Origin of the sequence: Methylobacterium sp. OAE515, from assembly GCF_041806315.1 — a bacterium.
GTDB classification, from domain to species: Bacteria; Pseudomonadota; Alphaproteobacteria; order Rhizobiales; family Beijerinckiaceae; genus Methylobacterium; species Methylobacterium tardum.
In genome coordinates this window covers 3,623,488-3,644,076 of record NZ_JBGMUV010000001.1, presented here as the reverse complement: position 1 = coordinate 3,644,076, position 20,589 = coordinate 3,623,488, and the positions used below count along the sequence as shown (strand labels likewise).

General features: G+C 70.4%; 15 protein-coding genes. 6 read left to right on the top strand and 9 right to left on the bottom strand.

Annotated features, from left to right (window positions below; genetic code table 11):
- The first annotated feature begins 263 nt into the window (after nucleotides 1–263).
- Both motA and ABIE45_RS17760 read left to right on the top strand, forming a co-directional pair.
- The gene (gene motA / locus ABIE45_RS17765) at nucleotides 264–1,127 is read left to right on the top strand and encodes a flagellar motor stator protein MotA (RefSeq protein ID WP_192710084.1); all 864 of its coding nucleotides are present in this window, start codon (nucleotides 264–266) and stop codon (nucleotides 1,125–1,127) included.
- A gap of 22 nt (nucleotides 1,128–1,149) precedes the next feature.
- The gene (locus ABIE45_RS17760) at nucleotides 1,150–2,010 is read left to right on the top strand and encodes a flagellar motor protein MotB (RefSeq protein WP_192710083.1); all 861 of its coding nucleotides are present in this window, start codon (nucleotides 1,150–1,152) and stop codon (nucleotides 2,008–2,010) included.
- A gap of 244 nt (nucleotides 2,011–2,254) precedes the next feature.
- On the opposite strand, the gene ABIE45_RS17755 is transcribed toward ABIE45_RS17760, so the two are convergent.
- From ABIE45_RS17755 to ABIE45_RS17745, 3 genes are all read right to left on the bottom strand, one after another.
- A complete protein-coding gene (locus ABIE45_RS17755; RefSeq protein ID WP_192710082.1) occupies nucleotides 2,255–2,584 on the bottom strand; it encodes a hypothetical protein in 330 nt (109 codons plus the stop codon).
- Between the two features lie 268 nt (nucleotides 2,585–2,852).
- Nucleotides 2,853–3,116, bottom strand: a complete 264-nt coding sequence (locus tag ABIE45_RS17750) for a hypothetical protein (protein ID WP_192710081.1) — start codon at nucleotides 3,114–3,116, stop codon at nucleotides 2,853–2,855.
- Between the two features lie 173 nt (nucleotides 3,117–3,289).
- Nucleotides 3,290–3,604 carry a hypothetical protein gene (locus ABIE45_RS17745; RefSeq protein WP_192710080.1) on the bottom strand — a complete coding sequence of 105 codons (315 nt, stop codon included), beginning with the start codon at nucleotides 3,602–3,604 and terminating at the stop codon, nucleotides 3,290–3,292.
- A 254-nt stretch (nucleotides 3,605–3,858) separates the two neighbouring features.
- On the opposite strand from ABIE45_RS17745, the gene ABIE45_RS17740 reads away from it, so the two are divergent.
- From ABIE45_RS17740 to ABIE45_RS17725, 4 genes are all read left to right on the top strand, one after another.
- Nucleotides 3,859–4,077: a hypothetical protein gene (locus ABIE45_RS17740; protein ID WP_192710079.1), complete on the top strand. Its 219-nt coding sequence runs from the start codon at nucleotides 3,859–3,861 to the stop codon at nucleotides 4,075–4,077.
- Nucleotides 4,078–4,241: 164 nt separating this feature from the next.
- Nucleotides 4,242–5,948 carry an outer membrane beta-barrel protein gene (locus ABIE45_RS17735; RefSeq protein ID WP_192710078.1) on the top strand — a complete coding sequence of 569 codons (1,707 nt, stop codon included), beginning with the start codon at nucleotides 4,242–4,244 and terminating at the stop codon, nucleotides 5,946–5,948.
- Nucleotides 5,949–7,256: 1,308 nt separating this feature from the next.
- A complete protein-coding gene (locus tag ABIE45_RS17730) occupies nucleotides 7,257–10,499 on the top strand; it encodes a PAS domain S-box protein (RefSeq protein ID WP_373622424.1) in 3,243 nt (1,080 codons plus the stop codon).
- A gap of 212 nt (nucleotides 10,500–10,711) precedes the next feature.
- Entirely contained in the window at nucleotides 10,712–11,905 is a 1,194-nt protein-coding gene (locus ABIE45_RS17725) for a PepSY-associated TM helix domain-containing protein (protein WP_192710076.1), read from the top strand.
- A 70-nt stretch (nucleotides 11,906–11,975) separates the two neighbouring features.
- Here ABIE45_RS17725 and ABIE45_RS17720 read toward each other — a convergent pair whose 3' ends face one another.
- The 6 genes from ABIE45_RS17720 to ABIE45_RS17695 form a co-directional block, all read right to left on the bottom strand.
- Nucleotides 11,976–14,156 (bottom strand): TonB-dependent siderophore receptor, encoded by a 2,181-nt coding sequence (locus ABIE45_RS17720; RefSeq protein WP_192710075.1) that lies wholly within the window; start codon nucleotides 14,154–14,156, stop codon nucleotides 11,976–11,978.
- Between the two features lie 425 nt (nucleotides 14,157–14,581).
- Nucleotides 14,582–15,220, bottom strand: coding sequence for a TetR/AcrR family transcriptional regulator (locus ABIE45_RS17715; protein WP_192710074.1), 639 nt, complete (start codon nucleotides 15,218–15,220; stop codon nucleotides 14,582–14,584).
- Complete coding sequence (locus tag ABIE45_RS17710) at nucleotides 15,217–15,516, bottom strand: hypothetical protein (RefSeq protein ID WP_192710073.1); 300 nt, start codon at nucleotides 15,514–15,516, stop codon at nucleotides 15,217–15,219. Before ABIE45_RS17710 ends, ABIE45_RS17715 begins: the two co-directional genes overlap by 4 nt.
- Nucleotides 15,517–15,886: 370 nt before the next feature.
- Nucleotides 15,887–17,737, bottom strand: coding sequence for an NADPH-dependent assimilatory sulfite reductase hemoprotein subunit (locus ABIE45_RS17705; protein ID WP_192710072.1), 1,851 nt, complete (start codon nucleotides 17,735–17,737; stop codon nucleotides 15,887–15,889).
- A gap of 276 nt (nucleotides 17,738–18,013) precedes the next feature.
- Nucleotides 18,014–19,783 (bottom strand): flavodoxin domain-containing protein, encoded by a 1,770-nt coding sequence (locus ABIE45_RS17700; protein ID WP_192710071.1) that lies wholly within the window; start codon nucleotides 19,781–19,783, stop codon nucleotides 18,014–18,016.
- Between the two features lie 111 nt (nucleotides 19,784–19,894).
- Nucleotides 19,895–20,410, bottom strand: a complete 516-nt coding sequence (locus tag ABIE45_RS17695; protein ID WP_091716811.1) for an Lrp/AsnC family transcriptional regulator — start codon at nucleotides 20,408–20,410, stop codon at nucleotides 19,895–19,897.
- Nucleotides 20,411–20,589: the final 179 nt, after the last annotated feature.

Sequence of the window (20,589 nt, the reverse complement as noted above, 5' to 3'; positions counted from 1 at the left end):
CCGCGGTTCGGAAGGACGGCGGCTCCGGTCGAGACAAACACGCCATGCCACCCCTCCCATGCGGGAGAGGGTTGGGGTGAGGGACAACCGGCGATGGCCCCCGTCCCCACCCGGTCGGGAACGCCTCTGACGAGCCGTGAGCCTCAGTGCGGTCGCGGCTGCGGCAAGCCCTCGAAACGCGCCGTTAACCTTAATCGGTGAATTGCCTGATCGTGAGTGGCTTCGCGCGGGGGGGACCTGCCGCCGCGCAAGGATGGCAAATCATGCGGCTGATCGTCGGCACATTGATCGTCTTCGCCTGCGTCTTCGGCAGCTACAAGATGATGGGTGGCCACCTGGAAGTCCTGTGGCAGCCGTTCGAGTTCGTCATCATCCTCGGTGCGGCGATCGGCGCCTTCGTCATCGGCAATACCGGGCCGGTGCTCAAGGCCGTGCCCGCCATGCTGGGCACGCTCCTGAAGGGCCCCAAATACAACCAGCAATCGTATGTCGAGCTGCTGGGGATGCAGTATTCGTTGTACAAACTTGCCAAGCAGAAGGGCTCGATGGCGCTCGAGCCACACATCGAGAATCCGAGCGAGTCGTCGCTGTTCAACGCCTTCCCGACCTTTGCCGCGAACCATCACGCGGTCGAGTTCGTCTGCGACTACATGCGCATGGTGACGCTGGGTGCCAACAACGTCCACGAGATCGACGCGCTTATGGATGAGGAACTGGAGACGCACCATCAGGAGCAGGAGCGTGTCGTTTCGGCCATGCAGTCGCTGGCCGACGGAACGCCGGCGCTCGGCATCGTCGCCGCCGTGCTCGGCGTGATCAAGACGATGGGGGCGATCAAGGAGCCGCCGGAGGTGCTGGGACATCTGATCGGCGGCGCGCTCGTCGGCACCTTCTTCGGCGTCTTCGTCGCCTATGGCTTCTTCGGGCCCATGGCGCAGTCGCTCAAGAGCCTCTTCGAGGCCGAATCCAAATACTACCTGTCCCTGAAGGCGGGTCTGCTCGCCCACATCGCCGGCCAGCCGCCGGTGATGTCGGTGGAATTTGCCCGCAAGTCTCTGATGAGCGACGTCCGCCCGACCTTCAACGAGGTGGAGGCGGCAACCGCCGCCCTCCCCGCCCAGAGCTGACCCGATATCCGGTAGGGACGCGATGACCACGATCATCATCAAGAAGGTCAAGAAGGGTGGTCATGCGCACCACGGCGGTGCCTGGAAGATCGCCTACGCGGACTTCGTGACCGCCATGATGGCGTTCTTCCTGCTGATGTGGCTGATCAGCATGACCACGCAGGAGCAGAAGGTCGGTCTGGCGGAATACTTCGCGCCGGCGGCTCTGAGCCCTGCGACCAGCGGCGCGGGCGGAATTCTGTACGGCACCGCCCTCGACACGTCAGGCAACAAGTCGTCCACGCCCCGCGACGCCGCGAGGGGCTCTGTCGAGCAGGAGGACAGAGCGCGCTCGATCAGTCCGGGCCGCGCCAGCGAGCTCGATGCCAGCCGCCCGGCTGCCAACGTGCAGGCCAACGTCAGCGCCATCGCCAGCCTCCGGCAGGCGCTCCAGGCGATGCCCGACATTGCCGAGCTGTCGCGCAACATCGTGATCGAACAGACCAAGGAGGGCGTGAACGTATCCCTCGTGGACCAGGACGGCCGCTCCATGTTCCGCGAGGGCTCTGTCGATCCCTACGAGCACACCCGTCGCGTGCTGGAGGCGCTCGCCCCCACCCTGCGCCGGCTGCCCAACCGCCTGTCCATCACCGGCCACACCGCCGTCGCGCGCCCGGGCTCGGCGCGGGCCGGCGAGCCCTGGAACCTCTCCGCCGGGCGGGCCCTCTCCGTGCGCGCGATCCTGTCGGGCGCCGGGGTTCCCAACGACAATTTCGCGTCGGTCACGGGACGCGCCGATACCGAGCCGGTTTTCCCCGACAACCCCTATCTCGCGCCGAACCGACGTGTGACGGTGACTTTGCTCAATGCGAGCCCGCCGGTGCCGCCGAACCTCTTCCGTTGACGACACATCCTGGGCGCCGCGTTGCTGCTGGCGATCCGCGGGATCATCGAAGGCTCCCGGGGGACAACAGCCTGTCCCGGCCCCCATAGGCTCCAGACCGCCCGTGCGCGCGCGATGCCGCCCGGGCGGTCTGGCGCGACTGCGGCGGACGCAGCCCCGCGCACGCCGTCCAGAGCATAGGATCTGCATCCCGGGCTTCGCTGCGCGGCTCCCGGGATCATTGGGTTTGGCAGGCCGGCGCCGGTCAGCAGCTCAGGCGGCGGCCTTCGCGGCGGCCGAAGACCCGGTAATGGGCGGCGCCGGATTCCATCTGCCCGTTCGCGATCGCGCGGCGGACATCCGGGTTGCAGCGCAGGTACTCGCGCTCGTCGAAGCCGTAATTGGCCCGGCCCCGATAATCGTCCCGATCCCGATAGCCGCGATCGCGGGATTCGTAATCGCCGCGGTCCCGGTCCCGGTAGCCGCGATCGCGGTAGCCGTAATCGTCGTAGTCGGGGCGCGGCTGCGCCGCGACCGGGCCAACCACGCCCAGGACACCGAGGCTCACCGCGGCTGCTGCCAGAAACGCCTTCATCCGTCTGCCCTCCTCGAGCATCCTGCGAAACACCCGCTCATCGGGCTTCCTCCGTCCGCGCGCGATGGCGCGACGCAGCTTCGCCGGGACGCTCCCGATTGGTGGCTTGAAACGCCCAGCGGGCGAGATGGTTCGATCCGCCATGAGCCGCCGTCGGCAGCCTGCTGCGGAGTAGAGACCTGATATGCGACAAAAAGCCCGGCCGCGGGATCAGCCGCGCCGGGCTCGGATCGGACCGGCCGGGTGATCCGGCCGGCCGCATCCCCGATCACATGCGGCGCATCATTTCCCGGCGCATCATGCGGTGGCGCATCTCACGGCGCATCTCGTGACGCTCCATCCGGTGGCGCATCATCCGGCGCTCCATGCGACGCCGCATCATGTGACGCTCCATCCGGTCCATCTGGACGGTCGAGACCATGTCGGACGGCGCCGCGACGGCGCCGGGCGCCAGCGGCGCGGCGGAGGCGGGCAGCGCGACAGCGCTGCCGAGGGCGGCCAGCAGGGCGGCAGTGATGATCGAAGTGCGCAAGGGCTGTGTCCTTTGTCGCCGCCGGTGGAGGCGGGCGTTTCCTTAGGGGCTGCGGTGGGAGGAGATCCTCCCACGGCCCCGCCCAGGAAGCCCCGGGCTGGCTGGATGGTTCCCGGACATCTGGGTGCGTTCCGTCCCGACCGAGCCCCCCAGGACGGCGCGCCGTGTGGCGCTCAGCGTGGGATGCCGAAGGCGGAGCCGTTCGGGTGGCGGGCGCCCTCCGGGCCCGCAGCCCGCGGTCCGGCGCCGTCCGGACCGGCCGACGCTGGCGTGGGCGCGCTGAGATCGCCGGCCCCGGCGCCGGTGCCGTTCGGTGCGACGGTCCCGACCGGCGCATCGGACGCGGCGGGCTTCGGCGGCCCCTCGCCGCCGTAGAGTGCCCCGGTGCCGCCGCTCGGCGCCGGGCCTCCGCCGACGCCGCCCCGGTCGCCCAGGCCGGCGGCCCCGCCGAGGCCGCCCCCGCTCGACGGCGACGCGCTGCCGGCCATCGGTGCCGCGCCGCTTCCGCTGCCGCTATCCGGCGCAGCGCCTGACCCGACGCCCTGCGCGGCGGCGGATCCGGCCACCCCCACAAGGCTGCAGATGAGGAGGATCCTCAGGTCGCCCGCGTCCATGCATCGCACGCCCTGGCAGCGGGCTGCCCACTGCCTCATGCCCGGCCAACCAGCCCTCCGGGCGATCGTTCCGGCCCCGGCGCCGCTTGGCCGGGGACCTGAGCACATCCGGCGGGGAGGCCAGCGCGATGAGGCCTGCAATCCCCAACTCGGCGGGCACCATCGACCTGCCGGCGGTCGCGCGCAGCATCGTCATCGCCCGCTTATTGTTGGGTATGAACAAGTATGCATCAGGCTGCCGATCGAGGCTTTTTTCTCTAGATTTAAATTTCATGACAATCGAACTGCCGCAGGCGGCCGAATTATTGGTAGTACTTTTACCTGGAAAATCTGCGACGATTTGCTAAGTTGCATCCGCTTGACCACAGAATCAGTGGGCAAAGATCATGTATGACTGACTAACGACGATGTATTGTTTTATCAGTGCTGAAATAATAATGCATTTTCAAGTCTTCACGGCAGAGATTCTACCCAGGACGCGGCAGAGACACCTCCGAATCAGGAAGCGATGATGCACCGTATTTTGAGCGCCGGCCTCGTGATGGGATTGCTGTCGAGCACAGCGCTGTCCGCCGATCTGGCCCACAATCCCAAATCCGAGCCGGTGGCGCCCCCCGTCTTCACGTGGTCGGGCGTCTATGGCGGCCTGTTCGCCGGCTTCGGCGCGCTCGACAGCGCGACGCAGTTCCTCTGCGCGGGTCCAGACGGGCGGGCCGGCGCAGCGGGCTGCCCGGTCCTCCCGTCCAGGCGGGGCACCGATGACGGCTTCATCGCCGGCGGCGAGGTCGGCGGCAATTGGGCGGTCGGATCCGGCTTCGTGGTCGGCGGCGCCGCGGATTATCAGTTCACGCGCCTCTGGGATTACGGCGAGCGGGAGGGCCGCTTCACCGACAGCGGCGGCCGCGCCCTGATCTTCCGCGTCGCACATGCTGGGCAGCGGCTCGACCAGTTGGCGACCCTGCGCGGCAAGGTGGGCTTCGCCCTGGGGCCGACGCTGATCTACGGCACCGGCGGCCTCGCCTTCGGCAACGTGCGCATCGACAGCAACCTGACGGCCTTCAATCGGAGCGTGTTCGACGCTCGCGAAGGCGAGGTCCGCACGGGCTATGCCGTCGGCGCCGGCCTCGAGCACGCGTTCACCGATCACCTCTCGGCGAAGGTCGAGGGCCTGTACTACGACCTCGGCAGCCGCTCGGTCCTCGCGGCACCGATCGGTCGCGTGCTGCCCGGCTATCGTGCCGGTGCCCGCATCGCGACGGACGGTTTCCTGACTCGTGTCGGCCTCAATTACCGGTTCGGTGCCGGCCTGCCGTCGGACGGTCCGGCCGCGCCATCGCCCTGGGCCTTCGAAGGTGGCCTGCGCTATTTCTACAGCTCCGGCGGCCCGCGCTACACCCTCGGCGATCCCTTCAAGCCCGGCCAGGTCAATTCCCGCCTGACCTACGCGGGTGCCGACGCCCATTCCGGCGAGAGCTTCGCGCGGGTCGAGCACGCGCCGACGGGCCTGCTCGCCAAGGGCTTCCTCGGCGCGGGTGGGGTCACGACCGGCCGGCTCGCCGACGAGGATTTCCCACCTCTCGAAAGCCGGTATTCAAAGACGCTCTCGCCGATCAAGGACGGCGACATCGGCTACGGCGTCATCGATTTCGGCTACGACGTGCTGCGCCGGGACGGCTTCAGCCTGGGCGGCTTCGTCGGCTACCAGTACGACGCCGAGCTTCTCAACGGCCACGGTTGCCAGCAGGTGGCACGCAGCGGCATCTGCGCGGGCCAGTACGCCGTACCCGATCAGGTCAAGGGCTTGGGTGAAACCCTGCGCTGGAATGCTCTGCGCGTCGGCCTGATCGGCGAGGCCCGGTTCGACCGGGTCCGGCTGAGTCTGGAGGGTGCCTACCTCCCCGCCGTGTCTCTGGAGGGGGTCGATCGTCACTGGCTCCGGCCGGACATCAACCCGCTGCCGCAGCAGGGGCGCGGAGACGGCTACTTCGCCGAGGGCATCGTCTCGTACGACGTGACACCTCGCGTGAGCGTCGGCGTCGGCGGCCGTTACTGGCGGATGCAGACCGACTCGGGCTCCGTGAAGTTCCCGACCTACCCGCGCAGCCCGACCAAGTTCGAGACCGACCGCTACGGCGCCTTCGCGCAGATCTCCTACCGGCTGGCCGATTTCGGCCTCGGCGAGGCGAATGCCCCGGCGACTTTGGTCCGCAAGGACTGACGCGGGCTGATCTGGCCTGACAGGAGTCCCCGGCCGGCGCCGCCTGCACGATCTGGGTGGGGCGCCGGCCCGGTTCGTGGCAGCGCCCAGCCTGCAAGATCTCCTCGACTTGCAACTGGCGGCGAACCGATCATGTGGATCGCGCAGCAGGTGCCGGATCCGGCGCCTGCTTCCAGGCTGCGGCGATGCCGTTCAGGCCGCCATCATGAGCGCGCACCGCCGGCTTCGCAGCAGTCCGCGCGCTCGGCCTCGTCCTGGGCCTCGCGCTCCTTTTGGGCTCTCGCGCCCGTTTCACGCGCCCCGCCCGCCTGCGCACAGCTGAGCCGCGAGTCTTGTTTGACTGCGCTGTCACGCCGAACCGGCGTCCACTCGGGCGGAAACGCTGTCGAGCCGCGACCGTCAGGGCTGTGACTCGCTTCGAGAGCCGGGCGCGCCGGCGTGCCGCGACGACCCGCCATGTCCCGTCCCTGCCCTCATCCTGAGGCGACCGCTACGCGCCCGCACCTCGGGATGAGGGCAGGGACGGGACGACCCAACCTCACACAACGACCCGCGCCGCGCGTCGGCCGTCTCAACGGGACCCGGAACGGCTCCAGCGCGGCCCCGCCCACAATGTGAAGTCGCGTTCTCCGACCTGAGATCTGCCCCAGGGCGTCTCGTCCGGTCATCCTGGGCCCTCGGATCAGAGCCGCCGACGCGGCAAGGTCTTGCGCCGGCAACGGCTCTGGACCGCCCGCAGCCGGCGCGCCGGTGCCGATCGCACGGGCCGGAGCCTCACACCTGGGGCGATGATGCCGCGCGAGCGTACGGCCCGTCGTCCGTTGCGGACGCTGGTTCGCCAGGGCCCGGGGCCTCCGCGATCGGCCTCGGCATTCGGTTTGCTGGCACAGGATCGTCCGTGACGGCCCTGGAGGGCGGGGGCGAGAGCCGCGCGCGGCAGGGGTGCGGTCGCGCATGCCGCACGAAACTGGCAAGAAATCCGCAACCATAGGCTAAGCAGGCTGCGCCGGAGCAGCACCGTGTGTGCTTCGGGGCGCGGTTCGCGCCGGTCGAACGGATCCGCCAACGCCGATGCACACAGACGCGCCTTTCCCGGTCGCGCCGCCAAGCCCCGCTCTCCCCTCTCCCGCGCGCGAGTCGGAGCCGTGGGCGGGCGCCGCCGGATTCGGGCAATGGCGGATTGACGCGCGCACGCGGTGCGTCGCCCGGTCGGCGAGCCTGGCGCGCGTCCTGGGCGGACCGCCGGCGGAGCAGATTCTGGCCTTCGAGGACCATTTCGCGTGTTATCACCCGGATGATCGCGCGCTTGTGATCGCGCGGGTCGACGACCTCCTGTGCGGCCGCCGGCCAGCGACGCCCTATCAGGGCCGGGCCCGCATCGTGCGCCCGGACGGCAGCGGCCTCGACGCGATCATCCAGGGCGTGCCCGAACACGGCCCCGACGGCACGCTCGTCGCCCTGCACGGGATGCTCCTCGACGTGACCGATCTGGTCCGGTCCGAGCGGCGCGCGCACGAGACCGACACGCTCCTGCACGGGACGCTGGACAGCATGGACCAGGGCCTCGTCGTGCTCGACGCCGCCCAGCGCGTCCGCGTGTTCAACCGGAGCGCCGCGGACATCCTCGACCTGCCGGGCGACGTCCTGCGCGAGGGCGTCGCCTTCCCCGACATCCACGCCTACCAGCGCGCGCGGGGCGATTTCGCCGCGGCGGAAACCGAGCTGCGGCTGGGCGTGGCCGGCCGCGACCTGACGGCACTGCCGCCGCTCTTCGACTGGCGCCTGCCCAGCGGTGTCGTCCTGGAGGTGCGGCGCTCGCCCCTCGCCGATGGCGGCGCGGTCCTGACCTTCAGCGACGTCACGCAGATCCGGCACGCCGAGCGGGCGACGGAGGAGAGCGAGCGCCGCTACCGGCTGCTCGCCGAGAACGCCACCGACATCATCATCTGGTCCGACCTGACCACCTGCCGCCGCTACGTCTCGCCCGCCGTGCGCACCGTCCTCGGCTACGACCCGGACGACCTGATCGGCACGCAGCCCCTCGCCTTCGTCCACCCCGACGATGTCGCGGCCTATCGCGAGGTCCTGGAAGGCCTGACCGGCGGGCGCACGGCGCGCGCCCTGACCTCCCAGCGCTACCGGCACCGGGACGGCCGCTGGGTCTGGCTGGAGATCTCCTTCAGCCTGACCCACGACGCGACGACGGGCGCGGCGGACGGCTACGTCGCCACCCTGCGCGACGTCGGCGCCCGGAAGGGGGCGGAGGATGCCCTGCGCCTGAGCGAGGCGCGCTACCGCGCGCTGGCGGATGCGCTGCCGCAGCTCGTCTGGATCACCGCGACCGAGACCGGCGAGGCGACTTATGTCAACCGGCGCTTCGAGGATTACTACGGGCCGATCGGCCCCGCGCGGGCCGCCCGAACGGCCCGCAACCACCCCGACGACGCCGAGCGGATGGAGGACCTGTGGCGCGAGGCGCGCGCGCGCCGGACCGCCTACGAGGTCGAGGGCCGCCTGCAGCGCCACGACGGGGCCTATCGCTGGCACAAGCTCGTGCTCCTGCCGATCTGGCAGGGCGAGACGATGGTGGGCATGCTCGGCACCGCCCTCGACATCGACGAGATCGTGGCGGCGCGGCGCAAGGTCGAGGAGGCGAGCAGCCTCCTGCTCCTCGCCCAGCAGGCCGCCAAGGCGGGCACATGGCACCTCGACCTCGACAGCGGCCGGATCGACTGGTCGGCCGAGAGCGCGCGCCTGCACGGCATCGAGACGGAGGGGGATTACGCCCTCGAGGCGCAGGCCTGGCTCGCGCGGATCGACCGCCAAGACGGCGAGCGCGCCCTTCAGATCGCCGCGGCCGCCGCCGAGGCGGGGGAGACCTTCTCGATCGAGTTCCGGGTCCCCACCCCCGACGGCGGCGTGCGCTGGATCAACGGCGTCGGGCGCGGCGTCCCGGGGCCGGATGGCCGGGCGCGGCGGATGATAGGACTCAACATCGACGTGACCGCCCGCAAGGCTGTCGAGGCGGCGCTCATCGCCGCCAAGGCCGCGGCGGATTCCGCCCGCCTGGAGGCCGAGCGCGCGAGCGCGGCCAAGAGCGAATTCCTGGCCGCCATGAGCCACGAGATCCGCACGCCGCTCAACGGGGTGATCGGCTATGCCGACCTCCTGCTCGACGAGACGGAACTCGGGCCGGTGGCGCGCAAGCACGCCGACCGCATCCGCACCGCCGGCGCGGCGCTCCTGACCGTGGTCAACGACGTCCTCGATTTCTCGAAGGTCGAGGCCGGCCAGATCGAGATCGTGCCCCGCCCCTTCGCGATCGAGGCGCTCATCGACAACGCCGTCTCGATCGTGCGCCCGTCGGCCGAGCGCAAGGGGCTCGCGCTCGCCATCACGCGCGGGCCGGACCTGCCGGCCTGGATCGCCGGCGACGAGGACCGCCTGCGCCAGATCCTCCTCAACCTGCTCAACAACGCCGTGAAGTTCACCCCGATCGGGCGCATCCGCCTGTCGGTCCTGGCGGGCCCCGGAAGCCGGGCCGGCGCGCGCACCCTGCGCTTCGAGATCCGCGACACCGGGATCGGCATCCCGGCGGACAAGTGCGACCGCCTGTTCCGGCGCTTCTCGCAGGTCGACGGCTCCGTCAGCCGCGAGTACGGCGGCACCGGGCTGGGCCTGGCCATCTCGAAATCCCTCGTGGAACTCATGGGCGGGACGATCGGGGCCGCGAGCGTCGTGGGCGAAGGCTCGACCTTCTGGTTCGAGGTCACGCTGCCGGAGACGGCCCCGGAGGTCGGCGCCGGGGCGCCGGCCACCGCGATCGCCCGCGCGACGGGCAAGCGCCTCCTGCTGGCCGAGGACGTGCCGCTCAACCAGGAACTGGCCCGGACGATCCTGGGGCGGGCCGGGCACACGGTCGACGTGGTCGCCGACGGCGTCGCCGCGGTGGCGGCGGTCCAGGCGCGGTCCTACGACCTCGTCCTGATGGACGTGCAGATGCCCGTCATGGACGGCCTCACCGCGACCCGGCGGATCCGCGCGCTGGGCGGGCCGCTAAGCCGTGTGCCGATCGTCGCGATGACCGCCAATGTCCTGCCGCAGCAGGTGGCCGAGCTGCGCGCGGCCGGTCTCGACGACCATGTCGGCAAGCCGTTCCGGACGGACGCGCTGCTGGCGGCGATCGACCGCTGGGCCCGCCCGCGCGGCGCGCGTCCGCCCGCTGCCGCCTCGATCGATCGGGCCGTTCTCGACGAGATGACCGAGATGGTCGGACGGGACCGCATGCGCGACCTCCTGGCGATGCTCGCCCGGGAACTCGCGCAACGGTTCGGGCCCGACGCCGCGGATCATGGCCGCGAGCGGCTCATGCTGGACGCGCACGCGATGGTGTCGGCGGCCAGCATGGTGGGCTTCGTCACGCTCGCCGACACGTGCCGGGCGGTGGAAGCGGCCTGCCGGGCTGCGGACGACGTCACCCCTCTGCTCGGCCCGCTCCAGGCCCAGGCCACCGCGACGATCGCCGAGATCGAGGTCCTGCGCGCGGTCTGATGCGGCGCCGGCCGCGCGCCGTCAGTCCGGAGCGCCGCCGGTGCGGACGTGAACGCGCTGGCGGGTCCGGATCCGGCTCCCGCTGCGCCGTCCCGGGTGACGGGGCGGCGGACCCCAGCACCTCGTGCGGGCGGACAAGCACCTCCGTCGCGTGCGATCTGGCCAGCAGCATCGTCACTCCGGCCGGACTCTGCTAGGCAGCCGGCACTGCCATGCCGATGCCGATTCCCACCCTCCGGACCCTGCTCTTCCGCCTGCACTGGGCACTGGGCCTCACCGCCGGTCTCGTCCTCGCCCTGATGGGTCTGACCGGAGCCCTGATGAGCTACGAGGAGGCGGTTACCGCCTTCGCCAACCGCGACCGGCTGGAGGTCACGCCCGGCGGACGGACGGCGCTGCCCCCCGCTTCCCTCGCGGCGCGGATCGACGCGCAGGCGGGCGGCCGCGTCGCCAACGTGCTGACCCTGTCGGACGACCCGAGCGCGAGCGTCCATGTCCGCTTCGCCCGCGATCCCGAGACCCGCGCGCGGCCGCCCGCCGCCTACGCCGACCCATACGACGGGACGCTGCTCGGCCCGGTGCGGCTGGAGGGAGCCTTCACCGCGGTGCGGGACCTGCACCGCTGGCTGCTGCTGCCCGGCGGGTCCAAGGGCTGGGGACGCACGATCACGGGCGCCTGCACCCTGGCGCTGCTGGCCTTCCTGGCGACCGGCCTCTACCTGCGCTGGCCCCAAATCCACCGCTGGCGGATCTGGCTCAGGCCGGCCCTGTCGCGCCCAGGCCGGCCGCGCTGGTGGTCGCTGCACGCCGTGGTCGGGACTTGGCTCCTGCCGGTCTACCTAATCATCGCGCTCAGCGGCCTGACATGGTCCTACCCGTCGTTCAAGGACGCCGCCGCGCGGCTGCTCGCGGGCGCGCCGGACGCCGCGAAGCCGGCCGGCCGAAGGGCCGCTGGAAGGCCGGCCGATGCCGCCGGCGGCGCAGCCGTCGACCGCGCCTGGGCGGATTTCCGCACGCGGATCGGCGAGGAGGCCGGCACGGCGGTCCTGACCCTGCCGGGCGCCGACACGAAGGCGATCCGGATCCGCTGGCTGCCGAAGGGCGTCGACGCGCCGAGCGCCCGCAACGAGGCCCGCTACGATCCCGCCACGGGCGCCCTGCTGGCCTCCGAGCGGGCCGCCGACGTGCCCCTGGGCCGGCGTCTCCTGGACAACGTCCTGGAGGTGCATCGCGGCCGCTTCTTCGGCGACCTCGTCGCGCTGCTGTTCTGCCTCGCGGCGCTGGCCATGCCGGGCTTCGCCGCGACCGGCCTGACGCTCTACGTCCTGCGCCGCCGCGCCGGGGCCCGCCGGAGGACGGTCGAGGCCGCCGCGCCGGCGGGCGCCGTCCGCGCGGCGAGCCCCTGACGGCGGCGTCCGGCGGCCCGTCGTTCGACGAAGGTCGCCCTGCCACCGCCCGGGCGATGCGGTCCGCCCGTCAGAGCCGGGCGGTGATCGTCGCCAGCACCGTGAACGGCGCGCCGGGGGTGTTGTTGGTCGCGGTGGTCGGCGCCTCGATGTAGCGCACGTTCGTCAGGTTGCGCATGTTCACCGACAGACGCCAGTGGGCGTCGAAATCGTAGTACACGAGCGCGTCGAGCCGGTTGTAGGCGCCCACGGTGAAGCTGTTGTCGAGGTCGCCGTAGCGCTGGCCGACATGGGTGACGCCGAAGCCGAGCCCGAGCCCGCGGAGCGGGCCCTGCTGGAACGCGTAGGTCGTCCACAGGCTGCCGCTGAACACCGGCACGCCGGTGAGCCGGTTGCCGACCGCGAAGGTCGTGTCCTTGGTGATCCGCGCGTCGATCAGGCCGACACTGCCGATGACGTTCCAGCCGGGCAGGATCTCGCCGGCCAGGTCGGCCTCGACACCCCGCGACCGCTGCTGGCCGGTGATGACCGAGAAGGTGGAATTGCGCGGGTCGGTGGCCGCGACGTTGTCCCGGACGATCTGGAAGGCGGCCGCGCTCAGGGTCAGGCCGGGCGTGAGATCGACCCGGGTGCCGGCCTCGACCTGCTCGCCCGTGCTGGGCGGCGGGCTCGCCACGTTCAGCACGCTGGCGGTCTGCGGCAGGAACGACGTGGCGTAGCTCGCGTAGAAGGTCAGCGGCTCGAATGGCCGGTAGATCAGCCCGACCCGCGGCGAGGCGCCGAACAGGGTCTGCTCGGGCGGCTGGGTCCGCGAGGCCGGCTGGCGGTTGAAATAGTACTGGCTGCCGAGATCGAACCGTGCCCCGACGACGAGCTGCAATCCCGGCGCCAGCACGATCTGGTCCTGGGCGTAGAACCCGAACACCTCCAGCTTCTGCTTCAGGTCGGCCTGGAACTGGAGCGGCTGGAAGGCCGCGCCGAACATCGGGTTCAGGAAGCTGACCGGAGCGAGGTTGCCCTGCTGGGAGAAGGCGTGGCGGAAGCCGTTCGAGTATTCGATCCCGAGAAGCGCCGTATGGGCGAAGCCGAAGGTGTCGAACTTCATCACGGCCTCGGTCTGGCTGTCGACCGCGGCGAAGCGCGAGTTGACCGTTGCCTCCCGCCGGGTCAGCAGCGTGCCGGCATTGTTGACGGATAGGGCACGGGCCGCGAACACGTCGAACGTGCCCCATTGCCCGGCGATGACCTGCCGGAGCGTCAGGTTCTCGTTGACGTCGTGCTCGGCCCGCACGGTGATTTTGTTGAATTCGCCGAAGTAGCGCGAGGACGGCTCACCGTAGAACCGGCTGATGTTGTCGAGGGGGACGCGGCCGCGGAAGGCCACCAGCCCCTCGTCGTACTGGGTGTGCTGGTTGGTGAATTCCGAGTTCACGTAGACCCGGGTGTCGGCACTCGGCGTCCAACTGAAGGCCGGCGCCACGAAGACGCGCCGGTTGGTGTCGCCACCGTAGTTGCGGAAGGTCGGATCCTCCTGGGCGGCGAAGCTGAGACGCGCGGCGAGGCCCTCGACGGCGGGCAGCGCGCTCGACACGGAGCCCTGGAAGCGCCGGAAGCCGAAGCTGCCGCCCTGCACGCTCGCGTCGGCCGTAGGCTCGAAGGTCGGTCGGCGGGTCACGATGTTGATGACGCCGCCGGGATCTCCCCGGCCGAACAGGACCGAGGCCGGGCCCTTGATCACCTCGACGCGCTCGGCATCCACGAGGTCGCGCGTCACCGGGTAGAAGTTGATGGCCGGATCGACCAGCACGCCGTCGACGGCGAAGACCTGCGTGGAGAAGCCTCGGATCAGGTAGTTCTGCGACCGTCCCTGCACTGTGCTGCCGAGAACCACGTTGCTGACGTTGGTCACGGCATCGGTCAGTCGCAGGTCCTGCTGATCGGTGATCACCGAACGGGGCACGACGTTGATCGATTGCGGCGAGTCGCGCACCGGCGTGTCGGTGCGCGTGGCGGTCGCGGAGCGCGTCGCCCGGTAGCCGGTGACGGGACCGTCGGCCCGCTCGCTAACGGGGCCCGTGCCCGAAACACTGAGTTCGGAGAGAACAACCTCGTCGGCTGCCGGCTCAGATTGCGCGCGGATCTCTGTCGGCGCGAGCAGAAGGAGCGTTGTTGCAAATCCAGTGCTACAGAGATTCGGACGCGACCGGCAGTATTTGATGCGATCGACGATGTCGATCCGGGCGGCGAGCATGATTTAAAATCGTTCTGAAGAGCGGCGTATCGACGCGATGCGGTGTTTCTAGATTGCAAGCGCCGCCTTTTCTCAATGCCGATTGGGAAAGCTGCGGGTGACGCGCGCATCCTCTGCCCGGATGTGGCGCGGAAGGCACGCTTTGAGGGCAATGCTTTGAAGTCGTTCAAAGCTGCCAACTTTTGCGTGTGCAATGCTGAGCTTCGCAACCGGCTGCATCCCGGGACGCGCGCCGGACGCAGGCCGACTCACCGCGTCGTGTCCTTCGCGGGATCGCGCGGCATTGCCCGGGAGAACGGCCGGCCCGCGTGAGGGGGGATCGCGGACCGGCCGGCGTACCGCGCGCCGGATCCAACGCGCGATCGGTGATGGCGGCTGTGCCGCCGGTCGCCGGTCCGGCTCGGAGACGCGCGGCGGCGCTGGGATCAGCGGGCCGCCTGCCGATCCCGGGGCGCCGGGGTCGGCAGGCCGCCGTCGAGCCCGGCGTTGAGCAGCGCGTGGAGCTGGGCGATCGCCGCGGCGACGTCGAAATCGGGCAGTGCCGCGCGGCCGACCACGATCCCCCGCATCAGCGGCGCGAGGAGCGCGTAGAGTGCGGCCGGGTCGCAGTCCGGCGCGGTGGCGAGCGCCGCGAAGGTCGTCACGAACCAGTCGCGGCTCTCGGCCTCGGTCCGCGCCGTCAGGGCGGCGATGGCCGGATTGCGCGTGGATTCCGACCAGATCTCCACCCGCAGGATCGCGGCCTCGCGGGTGATCGACACGAAGTAGCGGGCGATGATGCTGAGCAGCGCCCCACGCCGATTGCCGCTGCCCTCCATCTCCGCCACCAGAAGGGTGCCGCGCTCGCGCTCGCGCTCCACCAGCCCGACGACCAGGGCCTCCTTGGACTCGAAGTAGCGGTAGAGGTTGCCTGGACTCATCGCGGCCTCGCGGGCGAGGTCCTGCATGGTGGTGCGATGGAAGCCGTTGCGCGCGAAGCAGGCTTCGGCCGCATCGAGGATGTGCGCGCGCCGGGCGGACGGGTCGCCGCGGGCCTCCGCCCTCCGGCCCGCCGCGACGGTCACGACCCGGGCTGCGCCGTGAGGGCGACCGGAGCGATGCGGCTCTGATCCTTGCCCAGGCTGGCGACGGCGCAGGATTGTGGTCCCTGATGCAGGTCCGCGCAGATCCGGGCCTGCCAGCCGTCCGGGCCGGCGCCCGTCCAGTTGATCAGCGCCAGCCAGGCGAGGGCCAGGACGGCGCCGAAGGTCAGGTTGGCGGGGGTGCAGACGGTACGGACGACGGCGAGGGCGCCCGGGCCGCGGGCGCCGAAGCGCTCGGTATCGAGATCGGACCAGCGGCCTTCGAGAGTGAGAGCCATCGCGCGCTCCTGTTTGCTCGACCGTTGTAATGAACGTTCATTCTCATGTCAATGAACGTTCATTCTCATCTGTGGCCCGCGGCGTCGCGACGGCGGCTGCCGCCGTGACGGGGGGCGCGTGCGGGTAGAGCGGAGTCGGGTCTATGACGGCTTTTCCGGGTGTCCCAGAGGGGCGTCGGGACCGGTGCGCGGGAGGTGTGTCTCGCCGGGTCCCCGCTTCCTGCCGCCGCGCTCCGGCAGCCCGGGATCTGGGAGGGCAGCTCCGGTCAGGGCAGAGCCGGGTCGCAAGCTGCCGTCCACGGCCCGTGCCGCCGCGATCTCACTGTTTCGGCGCGTCCGGGACCTCGTCCCGGACGCGCGCGGCCTGCTGTCAGCCGAGCGTGGCCGGCTTGAGGGCGCCGGTCCGGTCGTGGAAGTCCGGGCCGTTGGTGGTGCGGGCCACGTGGCCGGCGCGGATCAGGTAGTCGCCGAAATGCTCGCCCGGCTGCCGGCCCTTCGCGTAGTCGGCGAACAGCGGGTCGAGGGTGTCGCGGATCTCGGAGGCTGCCACATCCTCCTTGTAGAGCTTGCTCAGCCGCGAGCCGTCGTGGGCGGCACCGAGATAGAGATGGTAGCGCTCGGGGCCGCGGCCCACGAGGCCGATCTCGGAGATGAACGGCCGGGCGCAGCCGTTCGGGCAGCCGGTGGAGCGGATCGTGATCTCCTCCTCGGCGAGGCCGTGGGACGCGAGGCTCTCCTCCAGCTCGGTCATCAGGTCCGGCAGGTAGCGCTCGCTCTCGGCGAGTGCGAGGCCGCAGGTCGGCAGGGCCACGCAGGCGAGCGAGCTGCGCCGCAGCGCGCTCGCACCCCGGGTCAGGCCGTATTCATCGACGAGAGCGTCGATCTCGGCGCGCTTCTCGGCCGGGACGTTGGCGATGATGACGTTCTGGTTGCCGGTGAGGCGGAAATCGCCCTGGTGCACCTCGGCGATGCGGCGCAGGCCCGAGAGGAACTGCGCGCCGCCCTCAATGTCCTTGATCCGGCCCGAGGGCACGTAGAGGGTCAGGTGGTGGCGGCCGTCGTCGCCCTCGACCCAGCCGTAGCGGTCGCCGTTGCCGGTGAATGCGAAGGGCTTGGGCGCGCCGAGCTTCTTGCCGACGCGCTTCTCGACCTCGGCGCGGAACGCGTCGAGCCCGTAGCGCTCGATCGTGTACTTCAGTCGCGCGTTCTTGCGGTTCTTGCGGTTGCCCCAGTCGCGCTGGACGGTCATCACCGCCTCGGCGACGTTGATGGCGTCCTCGGGCTTCACGAAGCCCATGACGTCGGCGGTGCGTGGGAAGGTGTCGGGCTCGCCGTGGGTCATGCCCATGCCGCCGCCCACCGTCACGTTCCAGCCGGTGACCTGGTTCTTCTTGTCGAGGATCGCGATGAAGCCGAGATCGTGGGCGAAGATGTCGACCTCGTTGGAGGGCGGCACCGCCACGACGGTCTTGAACTTCCGCGGCAGGTAGGTCCGGCCGTAGACCGGCTCGACCTCGGCCGCGTCCTCGCCGCCGACCACGCGCTCGCCGTCGAGCCAGATCTCGCGCCACGCGCTGGTCTTGGGCAGCAGCGAGTCGGAGATGTCCTTGGCGAGCTGGTAGGCGGCCTTGTGGGCACCGACCTGGGCCGGGTTCGTCGCCGCCATGACGTTGCGGTTGACGTCGCCGCAGGCCGCGATCGTGTCGAGCAGCGCGCCGTCAATCGCCGCCATCGTGCGCTTCAGGTTCGACTTGATTACGCCGTGGTACTGGAAGGTCTGGCGCGTGGTCGCGCGCAGCGCCCCACCCGCGTAGGTCCGGGCGATGTCGTCGAGGATCAGCCACTGCTTCGGGGTGATGACGCCGCCGGCGATGCGCAGGCGGATCATGAAGCTGTAGGCCTTGTCGAGCTTCTTCTTGGTCCGCTCGGGGCGCAGGTCGCGGTCGTCCTGCAGATACATCCCGTGGAACTTCACGAGCTGCCCGTCATCCTCCGAGATCGCCCCGGTGGCGTGCTTCAGGAGCCCGTCCGCCAGGGTGCCGCGGAGGTAGCCGCTGGCGATCTTGATGTGCTCGTTCGCGGCGAGTTTCTCCGCGCGCGCGGCCTCAGCGTCCGTGATCGGGCGCGCGGTCGGCGGGGTCTCGTAGACGCGCTTGGCCGGGGTGGCGGCGGAGCCGGGGGCCGGGGTCTCGGCGGCGTCGCGGGGGCTGTGGTCGTCCATGGGGTGGATCCGTCTGTCTGAACGCGTCTTCCTCCCCGATGGGGAGGTGGCGAGCGGAGCGAAGCCGGTGCAGGACTGGAACCGGATCCGCGACCGGCCCCCTCTCCCGCGCGGGAGAGGTCTGCTTTCGCAGAAAGCCGGGTGAGGGCTGCGCCCTCTCCGGAAAGACCCGATCCCTCACCCTGTCCCTCTCCCACCTGGGAGAGGAGACCTGCGTCCCGCCTGTCTCTGCCGCATCTCGTTGAAGGCCCCCGCGGTGCGGGGAGCGGTGTGTCCTTAGTAAACGTCCTGCTGGTAGCGGTGGCTGCGCTCCAAAGCCGCGACCTGCGTCTCGGCGTCGGCGGCGCTCAGGTTCTTGACCGTCTCGTAGGCCTTCACGACCGCGGCGCGCACGTCCTTGGCCATGTTCTTCGCGTCGCCGCAGACATAGAGATGCGCGCCCCCGTCGAGCCAGGAGACCAGCTCCTTGGCGTTCTGGGTGATCCGGTCCTGCACGTAGACCTTCTCCGGCTGGTCCCGCGAGAAGGCCACGTCGATCTTGGTGAGCGACCGGTCCTCCAGGGCATCCTGCCATTCGAGCTGGTACAGGAAGTCGTGGGTGAAGTGCCGGTCGCCGAAGAACAGCCACGACCGACCGGGCGCCTCGACGGCCCGGCGCTCCTGCACGAAGGCGCGGAACGGCGCGACACCGGTACCCGGGCCGACCATGATGATGTCGGTGGCCGGATCCTGCGGTAGGCGGAAGTGGCGGTTTGGCTTCAGCCGCACCCGGAGCTTGGCGCCGTCGCGGATGCGGTCGGCCACCTGGACCGAGGCGACGCCCGAGCGGGCGCGGCCGTGGGTCTCGTAGCGCACCGCCGCGATGACGAGGTGGACCTCGTCGCCCACTTCCTTGCGCGAGGAGGCGATCGAGTAGGCCCGCGGCGGCAGCGGCCGGGTGATGGTGCCGAGATGCTCGGCCGTCAGCTTCGCCGGGTAGGTCTCCAGCAGGTCGATCAGGTGCCGGCCCTCGATCCAGGCCTTGGCGGCGCCGCTGTCGATGAGCTTCTGCGCGTCCGCGTGACCGGTGGCCTTCACGAACCGCTCGATCGTGGCGGCCGAGAGCGTGGTGATGTCCCGCTCGGCGAGCAAAGCCGTGCGCAGGGCCTCGTCGCCCGAGAGACCGGCGGCCTTCAGGATCTCGTCCACCAGCTGCGGGTCGTTCTCGGGGAAGATCTCGAGCGAATCGCCGGGCTCGTAGGCCGGCGCGCCGTCCTCGAAGGCCAGCGCCAGGTGGATCGTCTCCTTGTCGGAGCGGGAGGAGTTGAGGTTCACATGCTCGACGACCTCGACCACCACGGGTTCGCGGCTCGGCTCGGCATCGTCGTCCTCGCCGGCCCCGGCGCGGGCGAAGTCCACCGCCACGACGTTGTCGGGCTGCTCCGCCGGGGCGAGCGCCTTCAGCGCGCCCTTGATCCAGTCGGCGGCGGGCTTCTCGAAGTCGAGGTCGAGGTCGGCCCGCTCGGCGGCGCGCTTGGCGCCCAGCGCCTCGAAGCGCGCGTCGAGTGCCTTCCCGATGGCGCAGAACTCAGCGTAGGACGTGTCGCCGAGCGACAGGACCGCGAACGCGACGCCGTCGAGGCGCGGGGCGCCCTCCCCCATCAGCTCGCCGTAGGCCCGCACCGCCCGGGCCGGCGGCTCGCCCTCGCCCCAGGTCGCCGCGATGGCGATCAGCTTGCCGGCCTTCGGCAGGGTCGCGACGTCGAGGTCGGAGAAATCCACGACCTTGGGCTTGAAGCCCTGCTTGCGCGCGAGCTTGGCGACGTTGCCGGCAAGGGCCTCGGAGTTCCCCGACTCGCTCGCGTAGATCACCGTCAGCGGTTCGGCGGCCTTGGGCGGCGCGGCCGGCGCCGCGGCGGGCTGGCCGCCCGCGGCGTCGAGGCCAGCCAGGAAGCCGGCCAGCCACGCGCGCTGCGTCGGGCTCGCGGCGCCGAGCACCGCATCGAGGCTGGCGCGCTCGCCATCCCCGAACGGGGCGGTGCGCGGGAGAAGATTCTGGCGTGACATCAAGAGACCATGTCGTGGCCTGTACGGCCGGTGTCAATCGAGAAACGTTCGTTTTGCAGAACGGGTGAAGATTAGGACATCAGGTTCGCTGCGGTGCGGAATAAGAGAAGATCATTCTCCGACCACGGCGAGGACCGGACCGGTCCCGGGCAGATGCCGCCCGTTCTTCGGCGGCGCTGGCAGCGGCAGGGCGGTGGTGGATTTGACCTTCTCCATGGCGAAGCGGGACGTGACGTTCTTGAGCGGCAGCACGGCGATCAGGTGCTTGTAGAAGCTGTCGTAGGCCTGCATGTCGGCGACGACGACACGCAGCATGTAGTCCACGTCGCCGGCCATCCGGTAGAACTCAAGCACCTCCGGCATGGCCGAGACGGTTGCGGCGAAGCGCTGCAGCCATTCCTGCGAGTGGTCGGCCGTCTCGATGGAGACGAACACGGTCAGGCCGAGGCCGAGCTTCACCGGATCGAGCACCGCCACCCGCCGGTCGATGACGCCGTCAGCCTCCAGCTTCTGGATCCGCTTCCAGCAGGGGGTTTGCGACAGCCCGACCCGTTCGCCGATGGCCGCGATCGAAAGGGTCGCGTCCGTCTGTAGCAGGGCGAGAATCTTCAGATCGATCGCGTCCAAAGCTGTCTCCATCGGCTTTTTCCGCGCTGGCCGGCGCGGGGTCGATATAGGGGCGTACCGGTGTCGATAAGAAGAATTTTTTATCCTGACCGCCGGCCACCGGTGTGGATCGCTGTGCGCAACCGCACAGTCGCCCCGACGCCGGGGCCCGGCAAGCGGGGCGAAGCACCTTGACTTCG